Raw genomic sequence first — 15,853 nt, 5'->3', positions numbered from 1 at the left:
CAACCGCTGCCGGGGATCACCCGCCCGGGACGGAAAGACGGTGGGTCGCCGCAGCGCCGGAAAGGCACTGCGTCGACCCACCGCGGAAGAGAGGCAAGTCAGAGCCGTTCGATGATCCACTCGCACAGCTCGGCGGTGATCTTCGTGTGGCGCTCGTTGTCCGAGGCGCACAGGAAGTCGTCCAGCGCGCTCCGCTCCGGCGGGAGCGAGCCGATGTCGGTGGTGAGCAGCTCGGTGGTGTCCAGGTCGCAGACGTCGACGGCGCTGACCGAGGGCACGAAACAGATCTCGGGGACCGGGGCCTCGGCGCCGCCGAAGGGGAGGCCGTTGAGGGTGTTGGCGGCGATCTCGAAGGAGTTGAGCGTGCCGCCGGGGGCGCCGTCGATCGCCGGGAGCCCGTCGGTGGTCACGGTCTCGTCCTGCCCGAAGTTCGCCTTCAACTCGGCGACCAGCGCGTCGTCGCCCTCGGCCTGGGCATAGAGGGTGGTGCCGGGGAAGAGCAGCCCGGTGGACCGGAACGCGACCCCGCCGGGCTCGATGCCGGTCCCCAGACCGTCGCCCCTGCCGTTGGCGACGCCGATCTTCCTCGGCCGCATCGGCCAGTTGCCGACGCTCTCCAGCGCGGCGAGGAAGTCACCGCGCGCCTTGTCCTCCCCGGGGATGTCACCGACCGCCTCGATGTGCCGCCACAGCAACTGCCGGGAGGCGGTGCTGTTGATCTGGTCGGAGAGCGCGCCGTTGGCCGGATTGCCCCGCTTGAGGTAGTGCGCGAACGCCTGGAGGCCGATCGGGACCCAGGCGCCCCGGTGCGGACTGTCGTACGAGAAGTAGAGCGCGGTCTGGTGGTCGATGCTCTCCGTCTCCATGCCGGCGAGCGCGTACCGGGCGACCAGTCCGCCCATGCTGAAGCCGCCGACCACCAGCGGCTCGTCGCCCCGGCGCTCGGCGATCAGCTTCATGATCGCCTCGGTCATGTACGCGGCGTTGTCCAGGATCGAGGCGGTGCGGTCGCCGAACCCGAAGATCACCGCGTCCCGGCCGCGCCCGCGCAACTCGCTGATGAGCGGATACTCACCGTTCTCGAACCCGTCGTACAGCTCGTCCAGCTTGCTGGGCCCGGAATTGAACCCGTCGGCCAGCAGCACCGGCCGGACCAGGCCGTGGCGGCTGTTGCTGAAATACACCCAGGCGGTGGCGTCGTAGACCGGCACATAGTCCGCCTGGCCCTGCTCCTCCGGGTTGAGATGCCTCCCGAAGTGCCAGACCGCGTCCGGCACCGGAGCCGGCGGCGGCTCCGGCCGATCCAGCGTCTCCACCAGCCCGAGCGGCCCGACGTACTGCTCCTCGGCCGACTGTCCCTCGCTCATTACTGCCCCTCCCCTTGCGCCCTTGCGCATTGCGCATTGCGCATTGCGCCTTCACGGCTTTGCGCAGACCGGCCCGCACGGGCCGGGTGCTTGATGACGGCTCCATCCTCGGCAGGTGAAAGGTGGGCTAACTGAGACTCATACGATGATCACTCTCTTGAGTGATGTAACGCTCCAAAGAGTTTGAAACCCTCCAGGACGGCAGACGCCGACACACTTACCCCCTGCCCACCCCGCCGCCCGGCCGCGTCGGGAGCGACCACTCCGCCCACACCACCTTCCCGGGCCCGCCACGCTCCCCGACCCCCCACCGGTCCGCGAGCGCGTCCAATGGTGTCGACCGGCAGTCCGCCCGGCGCTGGATGACCGGCAAGCGCTGTCCCACTTACTGGCTTCCGTACCTCGCGGATGTTCTCGGCCTTGAGCTGACGCGCACAGACCCGGAGGATTCCCGGGCGCCTGACGGAACGGTCCTCGATACCGTGGCATCAGTCATCCAGTGGGGAGGAATGACGTGCGACGCCGGAACTTCCTGGCCGCCACCAGTGGATACGCCCTCAGCGCCCTCGCTCTGCCCGACCCGGAGAGCATCACCCGTCGTACCGCCGCGGCTCCGCCCGGCGCGGTACGCGTCGGTACGGGGGAAGTCGCCGCCGTCACGCACATGGTCACGGCGCTCGGCGACGCGGCGGCGGAGCTGGGCGGTGGGCACGCCCGGCACCTTGCCGTCCGCTACCTCACCGAAGACGTGGCGCCCTGGCTGAACGGCAGGTACACCGAGGCCACCGGCCGCGAACTGTTCGCCGCTACGAGCCAACTCGTCCACCTGGCGGGCTGGATGGCCCAGGACGAGGGCGACACCCCCGAGAACCGGGGGCGCGCCCAGCAGTATTACGCACACGCCTACCGGCTCGCCGCCGAAGCCGGTGACCCCGAACTGTCGGCGACCGCCCTGCGCGGCATGGCCGTACAGGCCATCGACCTCGGGCACCGCGCCGAAGCCGTACAGCTCGGCGAGGCATGCGTCCGCCACGGCCGTCACCTGGAGAACCCGAGAGCCGTGGCCTACTACGAGGCCACCCTCGCCAACGCCGCCGCACAGGACGGCGACCGGCGGGCCGCCACCCGGCATCTCGCGCTCTCGGAATCCGCCATCGGCCGACCGTCGGCCCACCCGGGGGATTCCTGGGCGGCCCACTATTCGCCGGGGCGCTGGGCCCATGAGTCCGGCATGATCCTGACCCGGCTCGGGGATCTCTGCGCCGCCGAGGAGCATCTGCGACTGGCTCTGGACATCCATGGGCTGGACCGGCGCCGCACCCGCGCGATCGTTCTCGCCGATCTCGGCGGTATCCGGCTGCGACAGGGCGACGCGGACGGGGCGCTGGCCGCCTGGGGCGAGTTCGTCACCTGTGCTGACGGCATCCGTTCCGTGAAGGTCCGTACCGCGATCGATGACATACGGACCCGGCTCAACCGCCTCGAAGGCCGCGCCGAAGCAGACGAGTTGAGGGCCAGGGCCGCCGGCCTCGCCGCCGCTCCCCGGCCCTGAGCGCCGAGGCGGGTGGATAGCGTTGCCGTCATGCACCCACCGACCGGTACCACCACCGACCAGGCGCCCGCCGATCCGTACGCCACCGACGACATGCTGGCCGCACAGCCCATCGGGTACTGGAGCGGGCTCGCCCACGCGGCCGTCACCCGGCAACTGCGGGACGCCATGGCCAGGCTCGATGTCACGCAGCCGCAGTACTGGGTGCTGAACCGCGTCAGCGGCGGGCCCGGCGCGCCGAGCCGGGAGGAGGTCGTCCGCGACCTCACGCCCCTCGCGGACGGGCCACACGAAATCGCGCGCGTCGTCGACCAGTTGTCGCATCGAGGCTGGCTGCGGGCAGACGCGGAGGACCGGCTGCATCCGACCGCCGCCGGAACAGCCGCCCGGGTGCGGGTGCGCGCGCTGGTGACCGAGTTGCGCACCGTGGTCCACGAGGGCGTCAGCGACGAGGAGTACGTGGCCGCGCTCACGGTGCTCCGCAGGATGATCGCCAACGTCGAGGGCAACAGCGGTTCCTCGCCGGGGCCGCGCTGAGACCATCCCCGGCGAGGGCCGAGAGTGCGGTAGCGCGAACACTCCGAGCACCGCCGCGTGCGGCTACAGCAGGTGGTCGGCCTTGCCCGCCTTGATGTCACGGATGAGGGTGGCGAGCGCTTCGCGGGTGTCGGTGAGGTACGTGTCCTCCTGGCCCGCGATGCTGATGTAGGCGTTGCCGGTGGCGTCGGTGCCGATGCGGAAGCAGTTGTTGCCTTCTCCGCAGAAGGGGGCTTCCCAGGTGATCTCGGTCATGGTGTTCTCCTCACAGGTCACGGACAAGGTGGTGGATGAAGTCGCGTGAGGCGCTTGCAGACAAGCATTCCCTCTCCATCCACTCCAAGTGGGCTCGGTATTTGGCGAGATGTGGCTCGGTGTGCAGGAAATCCGGACCGTGCGCCGAATCCACCTGTGCGGTGTCGAGTTGCGGCACAGCTCCCTGCGCGTAGAGCAGGGCATGTCCCGCCCCCGGGAAACTGCCACGTTCGAACGGCACTATGCGGATGGTGATGTTGTCCTTCTCGGACGCCGTGATCAGCGCGCCGAGCTGGCTCCGGGTTGTTTCGCGACCGCCGAAGCGCATACGTAGCGCCGCCTCGTGTACGTAACCCACGAAGCCGGGAGGCTGTTCCCGGGCCAGCACCTGCTGCCGTTCCATGCGGTGGGCCACGCGAAGTTCGACATCGAGGCGCGAGAGCGCAGGGAGGACTGCCGCGAAGATGCTGCGGGCGTAGTCCTCGGTCTGGAGCAGCCCAGGTACATGGGCGGTCTGGGTTGTATGGATACCGACCGAGTGCCACTCCAGTTCCGCGATGTCCAGCAAGCCGGGTGACAGCTTGCCCCGGTACTCGTCCCACCAGTTCCGCCGGGCGGGTACGGCGAGTTCCAGGAGTGCGGTCGCGTAAGCCTCGTCCGTGCACTCGCAGTAGCTGATCAGGGTCTGGAGCCGGTCGGGGCTGATGTTGCGGATGCCTGACTCGATGTTCGAGATCTTGCCGCGATCCACACCGAGCAGCCCGGCCGCGAACTCGGCGGACATGTCCACGCCGGTGCGCAACTTGCGGACCTCGACGCCGAGTCGCCTCTGTCGCTGCGTGGGTGTTGTCCGTGAGGCCATGCGAATCCCCTCTTCGGCAGTCTTCAGTGCGCCGGGCGCCACGACACCCTCCCCGTGGAGGCTAATTTTCCAATCCTGAGTGGCGAAATACCCATCCAGCGCCCTACCTTCGGTGATGCGACGCTCACGTACAGCAAAGCAGAAGCGCATCGTGCGAGCCTGCCCGCCTTCTCCTGCCCTGGGAGGGGCGTGCTCGCGCCAGGGAGACATGCCACTGCCTTGCCGTATCACCGCAGGCGTCCGTTCACGCGACAACCAGCGCATCGGCAAGTGGAGTTGGCATGCTCGGAAACGAATCCACGCCTGTACCGGTACCGGTTACCGGCGTCCCCGTCCCGCACCCGCCGTACGGCATGTACGGGCCCTCGGGGGCCAGGTCCCGGGGGTGTCCGCCGGCGCGGTTCGACATGGCGGAGCCGGGGGCGGGGAATCTCGCGTACGGGCTCACACTGCCCTCGGCCGTCGCCACGCCCGGGATCGCGTTCTGGGCCACGGAGTCCATCTTCGGGGCGCACGGTGTGGCCGAGGAGCTGATCGAGCCGTACCTGCTGCTCGTACACGAACTCGCCGCCTACGCCTGCCTGTTCACCGGAGCCGGGGAACAGATCCAGCTCACCCTGTGCCGACCGGAGGGCACGGATCCGGTGCAGGTCATGGTGTACGACACCCATCCGCCCCACCGCCACCGCCTCCTGGCCGGGCTGTGCGACGAACGTCGCCGTACCACGCTCACCGGCGTCCCCGACCTCGTCGAGACCCACCGCGGAACCTGGGGCTTCGGGCCCGCGCACCACCCCGCCGCCGGGACCTGCACCTGGGCCACCCTCGCCCAGGCCGCGCCGACGGTCACCACCTGACGAACGGCATCAGCAGGTCGGTCGCACGGCGAAGTTTCTCTTGGGCGAGGCGACTTGGGACCATCAACTGGTCGTACATCCGGTGGGCATGGGCACCGCACAAGCTTGACGCCTACCTCAACACCGGCCCACCCCCGACCCGCGCGGGGAGCACAAGATCGGCACGGCGGGCCCGTATCGGCCGATCTTCGTGGCACTCACACCCAAGGGCAACCTGGCGCCCCAGGTCACCACGCACTCACTGCGGGCAGGCCCGTACACCGACATGGTCCAAGCGAACGTGCCCTCGGCCGAGCGGAAGCGGCGCGGCCGGTGGGCGTCCGGCTCCACCACAGCGGACACCGTGTACAACCGCCCGACCAACGCGGGAAAGGCCGACCCGATGTCGAAGGTACCGGTCGGCGGCCACCCGGAGGAGTAGGAAGTCACCAGCGTTCGAGGGGCCCGCAGGGGCTCCTCGAAACGCTGCCGCACTTACCGGCCTGCTTCTGCGGCCAGCCCAGGGGCGAGCCGTGTGCACCGAGCGGCGTACTCACGAAGGTGACGGACCTCGAACTGCGTCGCGTCCCAGTCGTCTTCACGGACATCGCTGTCTGGCCACACGTAGGCGAGACCGCGCTCACCAGAGGCCAGCTCGACTTCGCGAAGGTCGTACCGATCGTCCTCGAACGCGTCGAGGATCGCCCACTCCCTTCGGCTGAGGTCGGTGAGCAACAGGCCGGGCGCCGCCGCGGTGTCAGCCGCTACGAGCCCTGGATAGACGCGACCCTCCAAGGCCGCCGCGCGCCATCCGGGTGCGTTGGCCCGCACGCGCTGCGGTATCCGGCCAAGCAAGGCTTCGAGCACCGCATCGAATTGGAGCGTCCCGTACGCGAACAGGACCGTGGGATCTTGCGGGAGTCGGTCCCGGCGACTCGAAGCCGTCGGGACCGAATCGGGCTGGGTGATTGCTTGGTACATAGTCGTTCCGGTCATCACGGGCTGGGCAGGAACATGGCGTCGTAGATCGGTGATTCCGGGGCGTGCTTGATCTGCCCCATCACCGTGTACCCCCAATGTAGGTAAGCATCGTGGGCTGGCTGATTATCAACGATGCAGGTCAAAGCGGTGACCTGCTCCACACGCCCCGTGATCACGGTGTCGTGGATCTTCCTTCCCAGCCCCTGATTCTGCACCTCGGGGAGGACCATCAGTTCTCGAAGCCAGAAGACCTGTCCGGCATCGGCCAGCTCCCGCAGCCCCGTCGGCCTCCTGTCGCCGAGCGAGATCCACCATGGCTTGTCCGCGGGAAGTGTGGCGCCGTGCACGTAGCCGACGATCCGACCTTCCTGGCGCGCGGTCACCGTCTCGAACCCCTCATTACCGAAGGCGGCTTCCAGCCGCTCCCGGAACGAGACGACGGAGAAGAAGGGGTCGCCGACGTACAGAGGCGTGTCGTACACCCGCCCGTACACATCCACCAGCTCATCAGCGATGGCCTTGACCGACGCCCCGTCGTACCGCTGGTACTCCGCATCCACTGGTTGCATCTCTCCTTCACTGCATCACGCGACTACCGCGCGAATCTCTTCAAGCAGGTCCCCCACGCCGCGAGCACGGTGGTGAAGGGCCAGTCCGTCGTGGACGATCTTCAACTGCTCGACCGCCCGAGTGGAAGACATGCCCGTCCTGATCAGCTCAATGGCCTTCGTCGTGGAGTCGATGCTGTGCTCGATATCCCCTGCGCCGATGGCCGCGACGGAGAGCCGGCCGAGGCACATGCCGCGGTTCCGCGAGTGCGCCACGTCTTGAAGCTGCTCGGACTCTGTCAGAAGCTTCTGGGCCCGCGCTGTCTGGCCGAGGTCGAGACGGCACATGCCCTCCAGGCACATCAGCTCGGCCAGGTTGAGGAACATCGTCCAATCCGGGTCACGGTCGTCGGTGCCGCGCTCCCACTCCTTCCAGGCCCTCTTGATCGCACCCTCGCAGCTGAAGGCGTCACCGACCCGGGCGTGTCCCTGCGCCTCACGGATCGCCAGGAGCGCCGTCACCCGTGTTGGCGCGCTCCACAGACCGGAGTGAAACTGCGCGATCCGTGCGAAGCGAACAGCTTCTCGCCCCTTGTTCAAGTCCACGGCCTGACGAGCCATGTTGCTCAAGGTCCGGCTGGCGAGCACATCGTCGCCGGTCAGCATTGCGGCGTTCAGAGCTTCGGAGAAGTACTGACGGGCCTGGGCGTGCAGCCCCGCATCATAGCTGAACCAACCGAGGCTGGTGGTGAACTTCCCTGCTAGCGCATGGAGTTGTTTCCCCAGAGGCTCATCGTAGATACCTCGGTCGATCATGTGGTGCACCCAGAGCAAGTGGGCGCGGGTAGGCCGCCAGAGGCGGTTGCCGCCGAACTGCTGATCCTGAGCGTCCATGTCATCCGCGGCCTCACGCAGAAGATCGACCTCGTCCTCGGCGATCCTCCAGTCTGTCGCGGTGGCCGCGTCAGACGTCGTCCGGGCCAGCCACGGCAGCGGGTCTTGGTCACCCCCGCCACCGGGGAGGCGGGGAATCGCGGCGGCCGACTGCTCGATGAGAGGGACTGGCGTGACGACGGGTACGGAGGGTGACTCGAAAGCGCCTTCCCCGGTGGGCCCAGGCCGGAGTCCCAGTTCCTCCACCGACCGGTGGAAGTACGCCTCCAGGACCACCCGCGTCTCCGGGTGCGGGTAGGGACGCGGCTGTGTCTCGCTCTCCCACTTCGACATCTGGCGCACCGTGAAGGTGGGGCGCTTGGCGACGCGCCGCTCAGCGGCGAGCCGTTCCGCCAGGACGTTGAGTTCGGAGACCGCCAACGCCTGGGTCCGGTTACGGCTCTCGCGTAATTCCCTCATCGGGCTGCGGCTCACCGGATACCCCCTGCCAACTGGCGTCAGCTCACCGTAGCGGTCAACCAATGCGTCGCGTGAGGCGTCGCCGGTGAAATTGCAGGCGGGGCTGAAAGGACGGGCCAAAGGGCGGGTGGAGGGCGGCCAAGGTTCCGGCGAAAAGACCTGTTCACGATCCCCCCCTCCGCTGCACTAGGTGACAGCGGGCGCACAGTGCGTGCCGAAGTTGATACAGACCCGGGAGGGCTCATGGAGACCCACACGGTGACCGGCGAGCACGAACGCCTGTCCACGTGGTTCGCCACAGCGGCTCCCGCGCCGACGGACGCCCTGGCCACCTGGCGACTCACCCCGCACTATCCGCGGCGCCTCTCGACCGACATCACCTTTGATGTCGTACTGGCGGACCACTCGCTGGTGGAGCTGTCGTACAAGATCCTTCACCGCTACGAGCAGAACCTCAAGCCGACCAGACCGCCGCCCGGCGGCTTGGAGTTACGCGCCCAGGTCGTCGGGCGGTTCCAGCACAGGGCCAATCCCTGTCCATCAGCCGTCCTCCGGCTCTCCGCTGACCTGGAGAAATGATGCTCACTGCACCCACATATCGCACCATCGAAGGCGCCTATCTCGACCTGCTGCGACTGGCCTGCGAAGGGCCTGAACACCGCATCGCGGCCCGAGGCAACGACGCTCGCGAGGTCGTCGGAGTCAGCTTCCGACTGCCGGACCCACGCCAGCGGCTGCCCTACATCGCCGCGCGGAAGGCCAACCCGGTCTTCCAATTCGCCGAAGCCCTCTGGTATCTGGCCGGCCGCCGGGACCTGGAAATGATCGGCTACTACGCGCAGTCGATGCGCTCCAGCTCCGCCGACGGCATCACGCTCGGCGGATCTGCCTACGGCCACACCCTGTTCAATCCGGCCGATGGAGACACCGAGTCCCCCTTCGCTCGAGTGCTGGAACTGCTGCGCACCGAGACCGACAGCAAGCGCGGGTATCTCCCGGTGTTCTCGGCCGCCGAACTGGCCATCGACCACAACCCCGATATGGCGTGCCTGGCGGGCCTCCACCTCCTTGCTCGCGACGGGCGCCTGCACATGGTGTGCAACATGCGGGCCAACGACCTCGACTGTGGACTCCTGTCCGACGTGTTCTCGTTCACGATGCTTCAGGAGTACGCCGCGATCCAACTCGGTCTCGAACTGGGCCACTACACCCACACGATCGGTTCGGCGCACGTCAACGAGCGTAACGTCGAACGGGTCAAACGGGTTCTCAACGAGGCGGAGCTGCGCCGCACACCGCCCGCGTTCCCCTTTCCCGCGATGTCCGTGGAGACGGGCCCCGACACCATCAAGCAGCTTCTGGAGCACGAAGAGCTGCTGCGCACCAACACGGTGAAGTACTCCGCCGATGAGATCGCCTGTCTGAACGTAGACGCCTATTGGCAGCAGGTGGTGCTGCTGTTCGAGGCATACCGGCAGCTCCAGCACGACGAGACCGACACGGTCAGCCGTGACGTGCTCAATGCGCTGCACCCCGGCCTGCGGTGGCTCCTCGGCCACAAGTGGACGTCCTGCGCAACCACGGAGGGCCCCCGATGAACCGCAAACCGCCGTCCGGTGCTGTGGTCGAGGGCATCGACTTCGGCTGCTGGGCCGTCGTCCTGTGCAAGCCCGACGCGGTGGAGCGCGGCCTGGTCGATGCAGTCCTCGAACGGATCGCCGCCGAGGGCGCCACGATCACGAACCGACGTGAGATCACCGTGCAGCCGTGGCAGGTCCACGTGCACTACTGGGACCTCCTGGTGGACCGTGACTGGTTCCCCGACCGGGACATTCCGGCGTGCCTGGACGAGGCGTACGCGGGACGCACGGTCACCGTCGCGCTGGCCCACGGCGAGCCTGGTGTGCACACCAGGCTGCGCGGCCTGCTCGGGCACTACGACCCCACCAAGGCTGCCGCCGGCACGATCCGCGGCGACCTCGGTGACGACAGCCTGATCGCCGCGCTCGCCGAGAAACGCCTCGTGCACAACCTCGTCCACACCAGCGACGACCCCGACGCGGCCCGACGCGACTTCGGCACCTGGTACGGAGCCGGCCGTCGTGACCTCCTCACCCCGGATCTTCCGGTGCAGAGCACGCCCGCTGACGCCTGACCTACCCCCTGGAGCCCTTATGAGCATCCCCATGCTGGGCGCCCGCCGCGCCTTACCGATCCTCTCTCCGGACAAGATCGGTGGCCTGAAGCGGGAACTCGCTGAGGTGATCGAGTACCGCAAGTCGGGACTCTCGCTGAACTGGATCATCGGCTGCCCGCTGGAGTGCGGGTACTGCATCCGTCACACCTTCGAGAACTTCGAGATGAAGGTCCCGCGGCGTCTGATGAGCGACGAGGAAGCCGTCCGCCAACTGATCGGCCACCCCTACTTCCGGGCGCACAAGACACCGATCCAGCTCCTGAACCGGGCCACCGACCCGATGCTGCCCGTCGTCAAGCCGCACCTGTTCAACGTCCTGCGTCAGCTCGATGATCAGGGCCTGACGAACCACGTCCTGGTCATCACCAGGTGGCGCGTCGATCCGGAGGACTGCGCCGTCCTCAACAGCTTCAAGAACCTGCGTCTCACCGTGCTGGTGACGCACTCCAACATCCAGGATGAGCGGATCGAGCCCGTGGACAGCAACATCGCTGCCGCGAGCCTGCGCACCCTGTTCGAGCACGCCGAGCGTTACCGCACCGTCCTGTACTGGCGGCCCATCGTCCCCGGCCTCAACGACTCCGACACCGACATCGCTCGCGCCCGCGAGCTGTCCCAGCACACGCACGCCACGGTCTTCACCGGCCTGTTCTTCCGCAAGGAGATCGCCGAGTACTACGAGGCGCACGGCCTGAAGATGCCGTACGAGGACACGGCTCGGCGGAAGATCATGCCCGAGGCCGCCGAGCAGCGCCTACTCGACGCCTTCGAGCACGACTCGTCCTGGGGGGCGCTGTTCCGCAAGACCTCCTGTGGTGTCGCGTACGCGCACGGAGAGGCTGATTACAACGGTCACTACGGCATCCGGGAGCTGTGCGACATCTGCCCGCCCACGCAGATCGCGAAGTGTCAGGCCGCCTGGGTCAAGCCGGAGTTGACGGCCGTGACCCAAGAGGCGCGCGGACTCGGGGCAACCGGTTCGGTCGAGGTCAACGAGCGTGCCATCGTCGTGGAGGGACTGGACGAACCGCCGCGCTACTACCTTCAGCACGGCTTCGGCTACCAGTGCCACGACCGAGCCAAGCCCCACCACTACCGCCGGCACGGCCGAGCTGGCATCGGCTGGGAGGCGGGGGACGGAACACCAGTCGCATGAACTTCTCCTCCTGGCCCACGCTCCTCGTTGTCGATGTCGAGGGCAACGGGTGCAACCCGCCCGACCTGGTCGAGGTGGCCGCGCTCCCCGTACGCGACGGGCAGCCCGACAAGAGCACCGCCGGCGCCTGGCTGACCAAGCCGAACCACCCCGTCACGCCCTTCGCTGCCCGGGTGCACGGCCTGACCAACCAGGTGCTCGACGACAAGCCGGGGTGGGAGGAGATCAAGGACGAGGTCCACGCATGCCTCGGCACCGCGTGGATCGCCGCCCACAACGCGCACGTGGACTACCGCGTTCTGTCCGCGCACCTTCCGCGGTGGCAGCCGGCCGGAGTCATCGACACGCTCCGGCTGGCCAAGGCCGCCTACCGGGATCTGCCCAAGTACAGCCTCGACGCGCTGATCGAGCATGTGGCGCCGGACCTGAGCCAAGCCCCGGCACAACGTCACCGCGCGACGTTCGACGCGTACGCGACCGCCCAGATCCTCATCGCCATGGCCAGCCACTGCGAGAGCTGGGAACAGCTCGTGGCCGCCGCTGTCCCGCCCGGTCTGCCCGGAGCCCCCGAACCAGAACAGGAGCCCACCCTGTGGTGACATCACCGAACCTCATCCGCATAGGCGTGATGGGAGCCCACTCCACCGGTAAGAGTCTGCTGATGCGCCGCATCGAGATGGAGCTGCGCGGACGGGACATCCCCGTCGAGCGCACCGGCCAACTCGGGCGCCGCGCTGCCAGTGCTGGGTTGCCCAAGATGCAGCACCACACGGTGGACTCCACCAAGTGGGTCATCGCGACTGGCATCGCTGACGAGATCGCCGCCGGGGCCCGTCTGGACGACGCCCCGGTGCGGGTCGTCCTCGCGGACCGGGCCGGCTGGGACGCACTCGCCTACTTCCGTGCCGCCCAGGAGTGGCACGGAAGGACCGCCCCCCGCACTGACCGCGAAGCCCTGCACCGGCTCGCCGCCGCACACACCCCCTACGACCTCCTCTTCGCGACCGTCCTCGACCCGGACATCCCCGTCGAACGCAAGCACGACTACGACGCCCGCTACCGGACCCTGGTCGATCGCCACACCCACATGCTCCTGCACGAGGAGAACCTTCCGTACGTACGTGTCACCAGCGACCCGTCCAGTCAGGAACTGGCGATCGAGCACGCTCTTCAGCGCTGCCAGACGAAGGCTCCGGTATGACCGGCATCCCGCCCGGCGGCACCATCGAGATCGCCGGAAAGACCGTCTCTCGCCTCGGCTTCGGCACTATGCGGCTGACCGGCCCCGGGACCTGGGGAGACCCCGACGACCGCGCCCAGGCCCTCACCGTGCTGCGCCATGCCGTGCACACCCACGGCATCACCCACATCGACACCGCCGATGCCTACGGTCCCCACACCGTCGAGCACCTGATCAAGGACGCCCTCCACCCCTACCCGGACGACCTCCTCATCGCGTCCAAGGTAGGACTCGCGCGCCCGGCCCCGAACGTGTGGGCACCGCACGGCCACCCCGTGTACCTGCGGTCCTGTGTCGAGGCGAGCCTGCGTCGCCTGGGCGTTGAACGGCTGGAGCTGTGCTACCTGCACCGCATCGACCCCGAGGTGCCGATCGCGGACCAGCTCGGCACGCTGGCCGCACTGCGCGACGAGGGCAAGATCGGGCACATCGGCGTCTCCAAGGTCACCGTGGAGAGCTTCGAGTTGGCACGGAAGGAGGTCTCTGTCGCCGCCGTGCAGAACGTCCTCAACGTCAACGACCGGTACGACCCCGTCATGGAGCGGTGCCGCGACGAGGAGATCCCGTACGTCCCCTACCGTCCCCTCGACGCCGGCGCAGCGGCGCCGGGCGGGAACGTGACCGCTGCCCTTTCCTGGCTGCTCGCCCGCGGCCCGCACATTGCCCCCATCCCGGGGACCGGCAACCCACAGCACCTCAACGACTTCGTGCAGGCAGTGGACGGAGGCGGCTGGACATGACGCCGGTCGCGACGCCACCGGCCCCAGCACCCCAGAAACGGGCGCCGTACGAGAACTGGCGCCCCCCGATCATCGGCGTCAGCGTCCTGCCCCCGTCGGTGTCACCAGCCTGGTCCTCCCCTGTCTTCCCGGCGACGCCTTGGTGTTGCCCACGGGAACGGTCGAGGAAGGGCAGAGCCCCGAAGAAGCAGCACGAGCGGTACTCACCGGTCTGCTCGACGGCCTGCCGGTACGGCGACGAGTCGCCGTGGACCAGGTGCAGATGAGGCGCCGGAAGGTCATCACGCACATCGTCGTCACGGCACCGCTCACCGTGCGCGAGGCGAGTGCCCTCACCTATCGTGATCCGCGCGCGGCCGTAAAGGTTCTGCCCACCGCACAGGCGCTGGCAGCCCTTCCGGAGAGAGCGCGGATGCGGGCGCTCCTGGGCCTCCAAGCTCTCGCGATCCGAGCGATGGTCCACATGCGAGACGGAGAAATTCAGCGGCTCGAATCGGTGCAGGCCGCGTAGGTCGGCATTCCGCCTGGTGGCCCGGCACCTTTGTGACGCCGAGGCCACCAGGTGTAACGCCTGGCGACGTAACTGCGTCCATAGAGCGAGGCCAGCCGTTGATGGTCAGCCACGATCTGATGTAACGCCTCGGCGGACGAGCCGGAGCTGAGCCTCGCGCACGTCTGGATCGTCGCAGCCGAGATCAAGGCCGAGGAACACGTCGCCAAGGGTCGCTGACGGTTCACCCCCGCTCGCGCGGGGAGCGGCACTCAGACCTGCACCACGTGCACGTCCCGCGCGTTCAGCGCCCTCAGGTAGGCGTCGAGGTCCGCCGGATCGCTGGTGAAGACCACAGCACTGCCGTGCCGGGCCGCTGTCAGTGCCACAAGGGCGTCCACCGCGTCGGGACGCTTCTTCGGGGGCAGATCCGCCGTACCGAGAGCGGTGCCGACGCGCTGCCACTCGATGATGTCAGGACCGGTCGCACACACGATGCACGCCGTCTGCCCCGCGCTGGTAGGGCGCATGGCCGGCATCGCGCTACGGGCTTGCGGCACGGTGCAGTCCTTCATCACCTTCGCCAGCGCGTGCACGGAAGCCGGGGCGGGCCGCCAAACCTGGGCCAGTACCGGACCGAGCACCACCGCTCGGTGAGGAGTGTTCCCGATCCCCTCGTGCAGGGCCACGGCCTTCGCCTTGCGGGCCGCCAGCGCGATCAGCATTCCGGTGTCGTACACCGGAACACGGACCGTCACGCGGCACTGCCCGGATGAGCGGCCGGGCCGTGCACGCCATCCGCACCGTCCCTGCCATGGACGAGGTCCATGGCCGCCCGCACCTCGTGCCGCTCCTCCTCGGTGAGATCACCGTCGGCGGACTCCGGCAACGGCGGGAGAGCCGACGCTTCCTCCTCAGCCGCGGCGATCAGGGCGTCGAGCGGCGCGAACTGCGCTTCGGCGACCTCCACCTCGGCCATCTGCCGAGTCGCGGCGTTGACAAGGTAGGCCGAGACATCCATGCCCGCGCGTTCCGCATGGGCGCGAATCCTCTCGGCGTGCTCGCTCTCCAGGCTGATGCTGATCCTCGTCTTGGACATACCTGAAGTGTAAGACGCGTATTACGACTCGCCAAGCACTCCCTCCGGACGGGCCCGGCACCGCCCGCCCGAGCTGGCCGACTGCGGTTCACCCCCGCCCGCGCGGGGAGCACTCTTTCTGGCCAGATAACCCGCGCGCTCCGCTGAAGTGGAGAGTGGCGCCGCCGGAGACGTAGGCGCCGATGCCACGCCGCTGGATCACACCGCCGGGGATGGCCTTCGCGGTCGACGGCAGCTCGGGGACTTTCCGCTTGGCCCGCTGTGTCTGGTCACCGCCGATGAGGTGCCGGTTGCCGAGCAGGGCCTCGCAGTCCTGATCGGCAACGTCCTCGTACGGCCGCCGGCATGACCGGCAGCACACCTCAAGAGCGTCAACGCGCGTGCCCTGCACGGTCGTGAACGAGCCGCGAAAGTCGGCGAGCTTCGCCACCCGGTCCTCGACCTTGATCTCTGCCGCGACGATCCAGACGTGCGCGAAGGACTCTTCCGGCTCCTCAACGACGGCGGCCGGCTCGGCGGTTTCCTGCGGCAGGGCGAAGAGATCAGCGAAGGGTTCGAATTCCAGTTGATCGCGAACTACTGGAGTCGAGGTCGGCACAGTGCGGGTCCTCCCGGCGGCGATACATCAGATCGTGGCCGA

21 protein-coding genes are annotated in these 15,853 nt (G+C 68.2%); 12 read left to right on the top strand and 9 right to left on the bottom strand.

Features of this window, described 5'->3' with window-relative positions; translation table 11 throughout:
* Positions 1-98 precede the first annotated feature (98 nt).
* On the bottom strand, positions 99-1,367 hold the full coding sequence (locus tag ACIP8W_RS07590) for an esterase/lipase family protein (RefSeq protein ID WP_402202321.1): 1,269 nt from the start codon (positions 1,365-1,367) through the stop codon (positions 99-101).
* Positions 1,368-1,881: 514 nt separating this feature from the next.
* Between ACIP8W_RS07590 and ACIP8W_RS07585 the strand changes: the two genes are divergently transcribed.
* Together ACIP8W_RS07585 and ACIP8W_RS07580 are read left to right on the top strand one after the other, a co-directional pair.
* A complete protein-coding gene (locus ACIP8W_RS07585; protein ID WP_402202319.1) occupies positions 1,882-2,919 on the top strand; it encodes a tetratricopeptide repeat protein in 1,038 nt (345 codons plus the stop codon).
* Positions 2,920-2,949: 30 nt separating this feature from the next.
* Positions 2,950-3,456, top strand: coding sequence for a MarR family winged helix-turn-helix transcriptional regulator (locus ACIP8W_RS07580; protein ID WP_402202317.1), 507 nt, complete (start codon positions 2,950-2,952; stop codon positions 3,454-3,456).
* Positions 3,457-3,519: 63 nt separating this feature from the next.
* On the opposite strand, the gene ACIP8W_RS07575 is transcribed toward ACIP8W_RS07580, so the two are convergent.
* Both ACIP8W_RS07575 and ACIP8W_RS07570 read right to left on the bottom strand, forming a co-directional pair.
* The gene (locus ACIP8W_RS07575) at positions 3,520-3,711 is read right to left on the bottom strand and encodes a hypothetical protein (protein WP_401951916.1); all 192 of its coding nucleotides are present in this window, start codon (positions 3,709-3,711) and stop codon (positions 3,520-3,522) included.
* A 10-nt stretch (positions 3,712-3,721) separates the two neighbouring features.
* Positions 3,722-4,573 (bottom strand): helix-turn-helix domain-containing protein, encoded by an 852-nt coding sequence (locus tag ACIP8W_RS07570; RefSeq protein ID WP_401952157.1) that lies wholly within the window; start codon positions 4,571-4,573, stop codon positions 3,722-3,724.
* A 407-nt stretch (positions 4,574-4,980) separates the two neighbouring features.
* On the opposite strand from ACIP8W_RS07570, the gene ACIP8W_RS07565 reads away from it, so the two are divergent.
* A complete protein-coding gene (locus tag ACIP8W_RS07565; RefSeq protein ID WP_402202315.1) occupies positions 4,981-5,430 on the top strand; it encodes an ATP-binding protein in 450 nt (149 codons plus the stop codon).
* Between the two features lie 190 nt (positions 5,431-5,620).
* Positions 5,621-5,851, top strand: a complete 231-nt coding sequence (locus ACIP8W_RS07560; RefSeq protein ID WP_401951921.1) for a hypothetical protein — start codon at positions 5,621-5,623, stop codon at positions 5,849-5,851.
* A gap of 53 nt (positions 5,852-5,904) precedes the next feature.
* Here ACIP8W_RS07560 and ACIP8W_RS07555 read toward each other — a convergent pair whose 3' ends face one another.
* From ACIP8W_RS07555 to ACIP8W_RS07545, 3 genes are read right to left on the bottom strand one after another with little or no spacing between them, the layout of a single operon-like run.
* Positions 5,905-6,405, bottom strand: coding sequence for a gamma-glutamylcyclotransferase family protein (locus ACIP8W_RS07555; protein WP_401951924.1), 501 nt, complete (start codon positions 6,403-6,405; stop codon positions 5,905-5,907).
* A complete protein-coding gene (locus ACIP8W_RS07550) occupies positions 6,405-6,950 on the bottom strand; it encodes a GNAT family N-acetyltransferase (protein WP_401951927.1) in 546 nt (181 codons plus the stop codon). The genes ACIP8W_RS07555 and ACIP8W_RS07550 overlap by 1 nt, the downstream gene beginning before the upstream one ends.
* A 24-nt stretch (positions 6,951-6,974) precedes the next feature.
* Positions 6,975-8,306, bottom strand: coding sequence for a hypothetical protein (locus ACIP8W_RS07545; protein WP_401951929.1), 1,332 nt, complete (start codon positions 8,304-8,306; stop codon positions 6,975-6,977).
* Between the two features lie 228 nt (positions 8,307-8,534).
* Here ACIP8W_RS07545 and ACIP8W_RS07540 point away from each other — a divergent pair, with 228 nt between their 5' ends.
* From ACIP8W_RS07540 to ACIP8W_RS07505, 8 genes are all read left to right on the top strand, one after another.
* A complete protein-coding gene (locus ACIP8W_RS07540; RefSeq protein WP_401951932.1) occupies positions 8,535-8,870 on the top strand; it encodes a hypothetical protein in 336 nt (111 codons plus the stop codon).
* On the top strand, positions 8,867-9,889 hold the full coding sequence (locus tag ACIP8W_RS07535; protein ID WP_402202311.1) for a thymidylate synthase: 1,023 nt from the start codon (positions 8,867-8,869) through the stop codon (positions 9,887-9,889). The genes ACIP8W_RS07540 and ACIP8W_RS07535 overlap by 4 nt, the downstream gene beginning before the upstream one ends.
* Positions 9,886-10,446, top strand: a complete 561-nt coding sequence (locus ACIP8W_RS07530; protein WP_401951938.1) for a nucleoside-diphosphate kinase — start codon at positions 9,886-9,888, stop codon at positions 10,444-10,446. The genes ACIP8W_RS07535 and ACIP8W_RS07530 overlap by 4 nt, the downstream gene beginning before the upstream one ends.
* Before the next feature lie 19 nt (positions 10,447-10,465).
* Positions 10,466-11,644, top strand: coding sequence for a radical SAM protein (locus ACIP8W_RS07525; protein WP_401951940.1), 1,179 nt, complete (start codon positions 10,466-10,468; stop codon positions 11,642-11,644).
* Complete coding sequence (locus ACIP8W_RS07520; RefSeq protein WP_402202309.1) at positions 11,641-12,243, top strand: exonuclease domain-containing protein; 603 nt, start codon at positions 11,641-11,643, stop codon at positions 12,241-12,243. The genes ACIP8W_RS07525 and ACIP8W_RS07520 overlap by 4 nt, the downstream gene beginning before the upstream one ends.
* Positions 12,240-12,845 (top strand): AAA family ATPase, encoded by a 606-nt coding sequence (locus tag ACIP8W_RS07515; RefSeq protein WP_402202307.1) that lies wholly within the window; start codon positions 12,240-12,242, stop codon positions 12,843-12,845. The genes ACIP8W_RS07520 and ACIP8W_RS07515 overlap by 4 nt, the downstream gene beginning before the upstream one ends.
* Positions 12,842-13,624 carry an aldo/keto reductase gene (locus ACIP8W_RS07510; RefSeq protein ID WP_402148182.1) on the top strand — a complete coding sequence of 261 codons (783 nt, stop codon included), beginning with the start codon at positions 12,842-12,844 and terminating at the stop codon, positions 13,622-13,624. Before ACIP8W_RS07515 ends, ACIP8W_RS07510 begins: the two co-directional genes overlap by 4 nt.
* Positions 13,625-13,769: 145 nt before the next feature.
* A complete protein-coding gene (locus tag ACIP8W_RS07505) occupies positions 13,770-14,135 on the top strand; it encodes a hypothetical protein (protein ID WP_401951951.1) in 366 nt (121 codons plus the stop codon).
* A 251-nt stretch (positions 14,136-14,386) separates the two neighbouring features.
* On the opposite strand, the gene ACIP8W_RS07500 is transcribed toward ACIP8W_RS07505, so the two are convergent.
* The 3 genes from ACIP8W_RS07500 to ACIP8W_RS07490 all read right to left on the bottom strand — a co-directional run bounded on the left by ACIP8W_RS07500 (position 14,387) and on the right by ACIP8W_RS07490 (position 15,811).
* Positions 14,387-14,872, bottom strand: coding sequence for a hypothetical protein (locus tag ACIP8W_RS07500; protein ID WP_402202305.1), 486 nt, complete (start codon positions 14,870-14,872; stop codon positions 14,387-14,389).
* Positions 14,869-15,213 carry a hypothetical protein gene (locus ACIP8W_RS07495; protein WP_401951956.1) on the bottom strand — a complete coding sequence of 115 codons (345 nt, stop codon included), beginning with the start codon at positions 15,211-15,213 and terminating at the stop codon, positions 14,869-14,871. The genes ACIP8W_RS07500 and ACIP8W_RS07495 overlap by 4 nt, the downstream gene beginning before the upstream one ends.
* Before the next feature lie 88 nt (positions 15,214-15,301).
* Positions 15,302-15,811, bottom strand: a complete 510-nt coding sequence (locus ACIP8W_RS07490) for a hypothetical protein (RefSeq protein ID WP_401951959.1) — start codon at positions 15,809-15,811, stop codon at positions 15,302-15,304.
* Positions 15,812-15,853: the final 42 nt, after the last annotated feature.

This window comes from Streptomyces sp. NPDC088554 (assembly GCF_044752945.1).
GTDB lineage: Bacteria > Actinomycetota > Actinomycetes > Streptomycetales > Streptomycetaceae > Streptomyces.
This window is presented reverse-complemented; position numbering and strand designations above follow the sequence as displayed.

Excerpts from the sequence above, each read along its gene's own strand:
- ACIP8W_RS07590 (WP_402202321.1), bottom strand. The coding sequence starts at position 1,367 with ATGAGCGAGGGACAGTCGGCCGAGGAGCAGTACGTCGGGCCGCTCGGG.
- ACIP8W_RS07580 (WP_402202317.1), top strand. The coding sequence starts at position 2,950 with ATGCACCCACCGACCGGTACCACCACCGACCAGGCGCCCGCCGATCCG.
- ACIP8W_RS07575 (WP_401951916.1), bottom strand. The coding sequence starts at position 3,711 with ATGACCGAGATCACCTGGGAAGCCCCCTTCTGCGGAGAAGGCAACAAC.
- ACIP8W_RS07570 (WP_401952157.1), bottom strand. The coding sequence starts at position 4,573 with ATGGCCTCACGGACAACACCCACGCAGCGACAGAGGCGACTCGGCGTC.
- ACIP8W_RS07565 (WP_402202315.1), top strand. The coding sequence starts at position 4,981 with ATGGCGGAGCCGGGGGCGGGGAATCTCGCGTACGGGCTCACACTGCCC.
- ACIP8W_RS07555 (WP_401951924.1), bottom strand. The coding sequence starts at position 6,405 with ATGACCGGAACGACTATGTACCAAGCAATCACCCAGCCCGATTCGGTC.
- ACIP8W_RS07540 (WP_401951932.1), top strand. The coding sequence starts at position 8,535 with ATGGAGACCCACACGGTGACCGGCGAGCACGAACGCCTGTCCACGTGG.
- ACIP8W_RS07535 (WP_402202311.1), top strand. The coding sequence starts at position 8,867 with ATGATGCTCACTGCACCCACATATCGCACCATCGAAGGCGCCTATCTC.
- ACIP8W_RS07530 (WP_401951938.1), top strand. The coding sequence starts at position 9,886 with ATGAACCGCAAACCGCCGTCCGGTGCTGTGGTCGAGGGCATCGACTTC.
- ACIP8W_RS07525 (WP_401951940.1), top strand. The coding sequence starts at position 10,466 with ATGAGCATCCCCATGCTGGGCGCCCGCCGCGCCTTACCGATCCTCTCT.
- ACIP8W_RS07520 (WP_402202309.1), top strand. The coding sequence starts at position 11,641 with ATGAACTTCTCCTCCTGGCCCACGCTCCTCGTTGTCGATGTCGAGGGC.
- ACIP8W_RS07510 (WP_402148182.1), top strand. The coding sequence starts at position 12,842 with ATGACCGGCATCCCGCCCGGCGGCACCATCGAGATCGCCGGAAAGACC.
- ACIP8W_RS07495 (WP_401951956.1), bottom strand. The coding sequence starts at position 15,213 with ATGTCCAAGACGAGGATCAGCATCAGCCTGGAGAGCGAGCACGCCGAG.